The sequence below is a fragment of the Brevibacterium sp. H602 genome (assembly GCF_051172395.1).
Classification (GTDB): Bacteria; Actinomycetota; Actinomycetes; order Actinomycetales; family Brevibacteriaceae; genus Brevibacterium.
The window spans coordinates 60,386-66,853 of the sequence record NZ_JBPIZD010000019.1; the positions used below are offsets into that span (position 1 = coordinate 60,386).

General features: G+C 64.0%; 7 protein-coding genes. 1 reads left to right on the forward strand and 6 read right to left on the reverse strand.

The window, feature by feature from the left end; genetic code table 11:
* Positions 1–42 precede the first annotated feature (42 nt).
* The 4 genes from ACSBQT_RS14060 to ACSBQT_RS14075 all read right to left on the reverse strand — a co-directional run bounded on the left by ACSBQT_RS14060 (position 43) and on the right by ACSBQT_RS14075 (position 3,416).
* Positions 43–573, reverse strand: coding sequence for a hypothetical protein (locus tag ACSBQT_RS14060; RefSeq protein WP_435001921.1), 531 nt, complete (start codon positions 571–573; stop codon positions 43–45).
* Positions 574–576: 3 nt separating this feature from the next.
* Positions 577–1,011, reverse strand: a complete 435-nt coding sequence (locus tag ACSBQT_RS14065) for a hypothetical protein (RefSeq protein ID WP_435001922.1) — start codon at positions 1,009–1,011, stop codon at positions 577–579.
* Between the two features lie 414 nt (positions 1,012–1,425).
* On the reverse strand, positions 1,426–3,078 hold the full coding sequence (locus ACSBQT_RS14070; RefSeq protein WP_410710658.1) for a solute symporter family protein: 1,653 nt from the start codon (positions 3,076–3,078) through the stop codon (positions 1,426–1,428).
* Complete coding sequence (locus tag ACSBQT_RS14075; protein ID WP_435001923.1) at positions 3,075–3,416, reverse strand: DUF485 domain-containing protein; 342 nt, start codon at positions 3,414–3,416, stop codon at positions 3,075–3,077. Before ACSBQT_RS14075 ends, ACSBQT_RS14070 begins: the two co-directional genes overlap by 4 nt.
* A gap of 107 nt (positions 3,417–3,523) precedes the next feature.
* Between ACSBQT_RS14075 and ACSBQT_RS14080 the strand changes: the two genes are divergently transcribed.
* Entirely contained in the window at positions 3,524–4,405 is an 882-nt protein-coding gene (locus ACSBQT_RS14080; protein WP_410710659.1) for a helix-turn-helix transcriptional regulator, read from the forward strand.
* Between the two features lie 15 nt (positions 4,406–4,420).
* On the opposite strand, the gene proC is transcribed toward ACSBQT_RS14080, so the two are convergent.
* Positions 4,421–5,257, reverse strand: coding sequence for a pyrroline-5-carboxylate reductase (proC, locus tag ACSBQT_RS14085; protein ID WP_410710660.1), 837 nt, complete (start codon positions 5,255–5,257; stop codon positions 4,421–4,423).
* A 134-nt stretch (positions 5,258–5,391) separates the two neighbouring features.
* Entirely contained in the window at positions 5,392–6,393 is a 1,002-nt protein-coding gene (locus ACSBQT_RS14090; RefSeq protein ID WP_410710661.1) for a sugar phosphate isomerase/epimerase family protein, read from the reverse strand.
* Between the last annotated feature and the right edge of the window lie 75 nt (positions 6,394–6,468).

Here is a 6,468-nt window from a genome sequence, read left to right on the forward strand (position 1 = left end):
ATCTGCATTTTCAAGCAGTTGGTGCCGTGGTTGGGTGCGAGCTCAGGAACGCACCCGTGGGGCGATGAACTCCCTCAGGTGCGGTGCCTGCCCTAAGAGTTTGGTCGCGCATTCTTCAAGGTGAGTCACGTCGGTGAAGTTGAGACGAACGATTCGGTAGCCCAGCTCCAGCAACCGGTTGTACTGACGAGCCTCTTTGCGCATCAGCCCGACTCCGTTGTCGGCATATTTGGAGAAGCCGTCAACGAGAACGATCGTCCGCGATTCTCTGTGCAGAAAGTCCACACGAGCGATGACTGCGCGCCCATCCCAGACCCTGGCCTGCTGACTGAATCCGGTCAGCCTCAGCTGCGTGAGGTTGTACGCGAAGCGACTCTCTCCGTAACTCTCCGACAGCGGACCGATCGCCGACAGCAAGCGCTGCGCTCTCACCTGGCCTTTCGACAGTCGGCCCAGCACGGGCAGGAAATCCTCGGCGATTCGGCGCTCGGCCAATGCCAGCGTGTCCGGTGGGTAACCGAACCTGGCCGCGGCGTCCGCTCCTGCGTCGGAACCGAATACCGATCTGCGCAAACACTACTCCAGCACGGCGAAGCCCTCCGGTTCACCGAGTTGGCCGAAGAGGTCGAACGCGGTGCGGATGGGCGAGGTGAGCGCCATTTTGCCGATACGGACGACGTCCTCATCAGGAATGGTCTTGGAGGTCCTCGACACATCGGCACTGCTGTGCCGCCTCGTCGGATGAGCGATGAAGACCTTCCCCCGAGGCGGTCGATGCAGTGGAAAGTCATGGACGAATGCGGCGGAGACTCCCCAGATCACGTCGTCAAATCGGTAGTGCGGGTACGAAGCCACTCGCAGCTTCTCGAACATGTCGAGGAGTTCGAAACGAGGCCTCCCCGACTCCGGGTCGGTCTGCTCGACGACTCTGTGCATCCACGCTTCGTCCGTGATGAACTCCGCTATCGCACCATGTCTGGGATTCGAGCAGCGGGCGATGACAGAATACATCCCTTGAGTGAGTGCCAAAAGGCAGCAGTCTTTGGCGTCACGGATGCATCTGCTCTGCACCCCACGCGCCCTGAGTTCACTGGTGCGGACCACGTTGTACATGCGGCAAGACTGTCGCTGCGAATGAGACTCCGACAAGGCCTCCTCAACCGCCTGTGGAATCGCCCTCGGCATCCACACCCATAAGACGTCCGAGTCCGCATGCTGTCAACAGTCCACGGCGTTTGAGTCAGCGGCGCCTCCGCACCCGCGTGGTACTCGATTGCAGCCGAGTTCTCAGCGCAAGGGTGCGTGCGCCGAGATGGTCACGACGCGGCCATAACGCTGCGGTATCCACAACCGCGTGTCCGAAGTGCATGTGTGCTGACCGGAATCGGGTCGTCTGCACTTCGAACACGCGGATGGCGGATGGGATCAGTGCTCGACCGCCTCCTCGGCGCCGAATCCGGTATGGGCACGGACGTCCATTTCGGCGGCCAGCTCGGGACTCTCCACGGTCTTATCCGTCACCGAGGCGATCCAGCCGAGGATGAAGCCGAGCGGAATCGAGATGATGCCGGGGTTCGACAGCGGGAAGATCGCGAAGTCGGCACCGGGGATCATTGCGGTCTCGGAGCCGGAGACAACCGGCGAGAACGCGATGAGCACCATCGCCGAGATCAGTCCGCCGTAGATCGACCACACCGCACCGCGAGTGGTGAAGCGCTTCCAGAACAGCGAATACACGATCGTGGGCAGGTTCGCACTGGCGGCGACGGCGAAGGCGAGGGCCACGAGGAATGCGATGTTCTGTCCCTGCACTCCGATGCCGCCGATGATCGCGACCGCACCGATGACGACGACGGTGCGGCGGGCGATCTTGACCTCCGCCTCGGAGTCCTCGACGTGGCCCTTCTTGATGACGTTGGCGTAGATATCGTGAGCGAACGAGGCCGCCGCGGTGATCGCCAGACCCGCCACCACCGCGAGGATCGTGGCGAACGCGACCGCAGAGATGAAGCCCATGAGCAGGGGCCCTCCGAGCTGCAGCGCCAGGAGCGGCGCAGCGGAGTTCACGCCGCCAGGAGCGTTCTTGATCGCGTCGGCGCCGACGAGTGCGGCCGCACCATAGCCGAGCACGAGGGTGAAGAGGTAGAACGCACCGATGAGCCAGATCGCCCACACCACGGATCGGCGAGCTTCCTTGGCAGTGGGGACGGTGTAGAAGCGCATGAGCACGTGGGGCAGACCCGCCGTGCCCAGCACGAGCGCCAGTGCCAGGGAGATGAAGTCGAGCGGATTCTCGCCGTACTGCAGACCCGGGTTGAGGACGCCTTCCCCGACTCCTTCGGCTGCGTTGTCCACGGCCGAGGCCAGCAGGGTCGAGAGGTTGAAGCCATTGAGTGCGAGCACCCAGATGGTCATGGCGAAGGCGCCGGCGATGAGCAGGATCGCCTTGACGATCTGCACCCAGGTAGTGCCTTTCATTCCGCCGACGAGGACGTAGATGATCATCAGCGCGCCGACGACGGCGATGACCAGCGACTGGCCGACCTTGCCGTCGATGCCCATGAGCAGAGACACGAGTCCGCCGGCACCGGCCATCTGCGCGAGCAGGTAGAAGAAGCAGACCGCCAGGGTCGACAGGGCTGCTGCCATGCGCACGGGGCGCTGCTTGAGGCGGAAGGACAGCACATCGGCCATGGTGAACTTGCCGGTGTTGCGCATGAGCTCGGCGACGATGAGCAGGGCGACGAGCCAGGCGACGAGGAAGCCGATCGAGTAGAGGAATCCGTCGTAGCCGTTGACGGCGATCGCGCCGCAGATGCCGAGGAAGGATGCGGCGGAGAGGTAGTCACCGGCGATGGCGAAGCCGTTCTGCGGTCCGGTGAACGACCGGCCGCCGGCATAGTAGTCCGAAGCGGATCTGTTGTTGCGGCTGGCCCGCAGAACGATGAACATCGTGACCGCGACGAATGCGGCGAAGATCGTGATGTTGAGGACCGGGTTGTTCTCCACCTCGGTGGTCGCTGCGCTGAGGAGGTCGACTCCGGAAGCGACGAAGTCTCCGATTGCCAGAGTGCTCATGAGCGGTGTCCTTCCGATTCGGCCTGCAGTCGTTCACGGATCGCTTCCGCGGGAGGGTCGAGCTTCTTGTTGGCGAACGAGACGTAGAACATCGTGATCGCGAAGGTCGTCACGAACTGCAGCAGTCCGAAGACGAGTCCGACGTTGATCTCCCCCACGACCTTCGTCGACATGAAATCGTGGGCGTACGTGCTGAGGATGACGTAGAGGAAGTACCAGACGAGGAACGCGATCGACAGCGGGATCACCACCGAGAAGCGTTTGCGTTTGAGGGCCTTGAACTCCGGCTTCTCCCCCTCTGCGAGGAAGTCAACACCGGTGTTGACAGGGTCAGTCATTCTTTCTCCTTTGAATGGACAGAACATCAGTGTCCTGAATCACATGACCCAAAGGTAACGTTCAGCATGCGCTAGGGAATACCACCGAAAGTTGGTAGCTTGTTCACATGAATGCGCACGCCAAGGAAACGCGGGCTCTCAAGGCCGAGACCCGTCGCCTATTCGTCGAAGCCGTCGATTCCCTGCACCAGAGCGGCACCGGTGACGTCGTCTTCGGAGGCATGGTCGAAGAGGATTCGGTCGCGGTCGAAGCCGTCGCCGGCGCCGACAAGAACCTGCTCTCGACCCTCATCGTCAGCACCGGACGCGGCCTCGGCGGACGGGCCATGACCGAAGGCACTCCGCAGCTCACCCGGGACTACGAGATCGACCCTCTCATCACCCACCATTACGACGAGGAGGTCCTCGGCGAGGGCATCCGCGTCCTCATCGCCGTCCCCACTCTGCACGGCGGTGAGGTCACCGGTATGGTCTACTGCGGCCACCGCGCGGACTACAACGCCGCCGCCCCGCAGACGGGAGACCTCGTCAGACGGGTACGACAGCTCTCGGTCGATCTCGCTCGCCTCGGATACCGGCAGGAACCGCGCGGCCCCGTCAAGGAGGAACCGCTCTACCCGGATCTGGATCCCTCGGGACGCGAAGCTCTCCGGCACACCTATGCCGAGCTGAGGGCCATCCGCTCCGGGATCGTCGATGAGGAGACCCGAGAGAAGCTCACCGGCATCGAGGCGCGCCTGGCCGATATTCTCTCCGGACACAATCCGGAGAACTTCCAGACGCCGGTGCCCGCAGTCAGGCTGTCGCCGAGGGAGACCGACATCCTCTCGCATGTCGCCTTGGGCTGGCCGAATGCCCGCATCGCCGAGGCGCTGTCGCTGCGCGAGTCGACTGTGAAGTCCTATCTCAATACGGCGATGGTCAAGCTCTCGGCACGGACCCGTCATGAGGCCGTGTCGATCGCCCGCTCATCCCACGTCCTCCCCTGAGCGGGGAGGATCCGCTCAGCCGTTGATGACCTCCGAGTTCTCCCGTTCCATCTCCAGGGAACGGTCCGCCGCCGCCTGCGCGGCCGCCTCGGCGATATCGAAGATCCCCGAGTCGAGGAACTGCTGGAGACCGGCCAAGGTCGTCCCGCCCTTGCTGCTCACGGCCTGACGCTGCGCGGCGGGGTCGGGCTTCTCGGTCAGGAGTCGACCGGCGCCGTCGGCGGTGGCCACGACCATCTGACGGGCGACGTCCTCGCTCAGGCCCTGCTTGACGCCGGCGGCGATCATGGCTTCGGCGAGGAGGAAGAAGTACGCGACTCCGGACCCGGAGATTCCGGTCATGGCCGGGATCTGGGATTCGTCGAGATCGACGACGAGGCCGGCGCCCGACAGCAGTGACTTCAGTGTATCCACGCTGGCGGCGGTCACCTCGGCGGTCGGGGCCAGCGCGATGACGCCGTGGCCGATGGCGCTCGGCGTGTTCGGCATGATCCGCACGATCGGATTCCCGGGGGCGAGCTTCGCAAGGTCTGCGGCGGCGACGCCGGCTGCCATGGACACGAGCACGGAGTCCCGGTCGAGGTCGTCGGCGAGTTCACGCAGGGTCTCGGCCATCATCCACGGCTTCACGCCGAGGAAGACGAAATCGGCTCCGGACACGGCTTTCCGATTCGCTTGGGCATCGTTCTCCAACGCGGTGACCGTGGCGGTGGGCAGATCGGTGCGGAGCCGCTGCGCCGAGGCGGTCGAATTCGTCGTCGCGCGGACGGTGATGCTCGCGTCGGCGGTGAGGATTCCCTGGATGAGGGCCGTGCCCATGTTGCCGGTTCCGATGGAGGCGATGGTGGTCAAAATGCGTCAGCCTTTCGATATCTGATGTGTGGTGGTCGGTGGGTGTCCATGCGCCGAAGCGTGCCGGTGCCAGGTCGGGCGAGTCGAAGCGAAGACGAGCAGGGTGATGTGCGACGTCGCGGTCGCTCGCAGCGTCAGCTCTCGGCGCCGGCTTTTCCGGATCGCGAGGGTTTGTGCTCGGAGGTGCGGGTGTGACTGTAGGCGTTGCGTCGCGGAGTGTCCGCGTCGAGGCCGAGGTGCTCACGGGCGAAGGCGATGGAGTCGGCGAGCATCTTCTCGCGCGCTGACTGTCTGCGGACGAATCGGGTGTTGACCTCGACGACGACGTCGCCCTGCCAATTGTGTTTGGCGAGGTACTGCAGGGTCTCGGCGACGGGCATGGTGCCTTCACCCGGAACGAGGTGTTCGTCCTTGAGTGAGCCGGCACCGTCGGTGAGATGGACGTGGCGGAGCTGGTCGAAGATCTCGCCCACCGTCTCCAGGGCGTTCATTCCGGCGGTGGAGGCGTGGGAGAAGTCGAAGGTGAGGTCGTCGTAGTCCTCGTCCAGGGGGTTCCAGTCGGGGTAGTAGACCTGGATCTCGCGCAGGCCGGCCCGCCAGGGGTACATGTTCTCCACGGCCAGTCTCACACCGGTCTCCTGGGCGACCTGGCGGACGCCGTCGACGAAGCCGAGGGCGTATTCTCCCTGCCAGCGGAACGGCGGGTGGAGGACAACCGTGTCGGCGCCGACTTCCTTGGCGAGGTTCGCGGTGATCCGCAGCTTCTCCCAATGGTCTTTGTGCAGCACCCGGGGCAGGAACAGCAGGGTCGGCGCGTGCAGGGAGATGACGTCGAGTCCAGTGTCGCCGGCGAGTCCGTTGATGAGGTCGACGTCGCGGGTCTCGGTGTTATGGGTGACCATGATCTCGACACCGTCGTAGCCGTGTTTGGCCGCTTGGGTGAAGGTCTCCTCGACGGTCATGGGTGAGACGGAGGAGCTGGAGAGGCCGAGCCTGATCCGGTTGTCGGAGACGTGGTGAGCGTCTTGCTCATACACGTCGTGTTTGTCGAAGTACTCCTTGTGGCGCTTCGAATTCGAGCGCGCAGAATTCTTGGTGGTCAACACCTTCCGCTGGGACTTCGACTTCTTGCTCATCTCTTCCAGTCTAACGCGGCTCCCCCTCCCCAGAACTACCTGACGGCGGCCCAGCAACCTCGCGCGAGGTTGCCG